Below are 1,543 nucleotides of genomic sequence, written 5' to 3'. Positions count from 1 at the left end.
GCGGCGGCGGCGCGGCTTTGACGTTGAACAGCTTGCAGACCCCATACCAGCAGATGGCGACGGTGAGGTTGTAGGGAAACAGCACCGCCCAGAACGGCAGTTGCCAGTTCTTCTTGCCTTGCATTTCGCCGGGCTCGCCAGTGCGCCAGGGGGCGTAATGGCGCCAGGCTTCGGCCGGGGTGAGGCAGATGGCGTGAAGGGGTTTGTGCCACCAGTTGGCGGGGCCGGGTGGAGGTAGGTTGTCCGGGCCGTGGTCCATGAACTGACGCAGGTATTCCCAGACCTCGGCGACGTATTGCACGTCGGATTCGGTGGGTTCGTTGCTGTCGATCCAGAGAGCATCCTTTTCGTGGAGGGTGCCGTCTTCGCGGTAAGGGGCGAAAGCTAGGGCGTAGGAGGTGCTGAAGGATGAGCCGCCGAACTCTCTGCGCTTGAACAGACCGCCGGCGGTGTTTTTCCAGTCGAAGATCAGCACTCGGCTGAAACGCTGGTAGTAGATTTTTTGGGTTGAGCGGTTGAGGCAAATACTTGATAAAGATCTAATGATCCAGATCTCATAGGCTAGGACGGGAAGAGGGATAAATGGCATGAGAAATATAAGAGCGGTCAACGATGGCTCGTAAAAGATCTCATTTAAGATTTCTTCGGGAGTTGAGGTCATCAGAAGAGTAATGGTTAGTGTTAGTGAAAATACGCAGTGCATTTTCCCCATTAATACACAGTCGGCAGTAACTGGATTGTGTAGTTGTATTGTGGTTTCGGAGCTGCGCGAAATTTGCCCGTTGATGGTAGCGTTGAAAGGATAATTTCCGTTGGGGCGGAATAGCCAAATTACTGACAATTAAATGCTCTCCAGTCGAAAGGTTTGAGAAAGCGTATCCATTTCATAAATGCCATGGTTAGGCTTGTAAGAAATGGTCAGGCGAACTTGTGTGGTGTTGGAGGATAGATGTCGAAAGTGCAGGGCAAGGCCTGCGTCTGTGATGTAACTGTTTGGTGGGTTTGCTATGCCGCCGGGCTTGTCAAGTTCGGAGCTATAGTCAAATCCCCCGAACCACTGGCTAATGCCCAGTACAAATCCCGGCAGCAGAACGGAAAGTTCAACTAAGGCCGAAGTGGCTATAGGCGGGTGGTATATGATTGGGGTTAAAGGAGCGTGGATGGTCGGCGACAGATCATGTCTCTTGGCTTGTGCTACGCCTAGTTCCCGTACCTGTGACGTCGACAGTAGCCGAGGCTTGTAGTGTTCTATATGCCATGCCGTACAACTGATGCGGTCGCCTACGCGTGCGCCAGGCTTGCCATCTACTAGAGTGGCGCTGTCACCTGTCTCGACGGTGCCTGCGCCGAGAATTGGACAACAGCGATGCCCATGCCCGACCAGTACGATGGGTTTCATGGACGCGAGCCCTCCGTGCGTTCGAGAGCTACCGGCTCAAGTGCTTCTGGCGGCGGCGGCGCGGCTTTGACGTTGAACAGCTTGCAGACCCCATACCAGCAGATGGCGACGGTGAGGTTGTAGGGAAACAGCACCGCCCAGAAC

Annotated in this window: 2 protein-coding genes; both read right to left on the bottom strand. The window is 54.5% G+C overall.

Translation table 11 applies throughout. The features are described from left to right. On the bottom strand, nt 1-841 hold an 841-nt coding region (locus H618_RS22580), incomplete at its 3' end, for a DUF6708 domain-containing protein (protein WP_211232366.1). Then, the gene (locus H618_RS22575) at nt 842-1,399 is read right to left on the bottom strand and encodes a PAAR domain-containing protein (protein ID WP_081673796.1); all 558 of its coding nucleotides are present in this window, start codon (nt 1,397-1,399) and stop codon (nt 842-844) included. Nucleotides 1,400-1,543: the final 144 nt, after the last annotated feature.

The organism is Pseudomonas cremoricolorata DSM 17059 = NBRC 16634 (assembly GCF_000425745.1).
Lineage (GTDB): Bacteria > Pseudomonadota > Gammaproteobacteria > Pseudomonadales > Pseudomonadaceae > Aquipseudomonas > Aquipseudomonas cremoricolorata.
The sequence above is the reverse complement of the archived record's forward strand: the minus strand, read 5'-3'. Positions and strand labels throughout refer to the sequence as shown.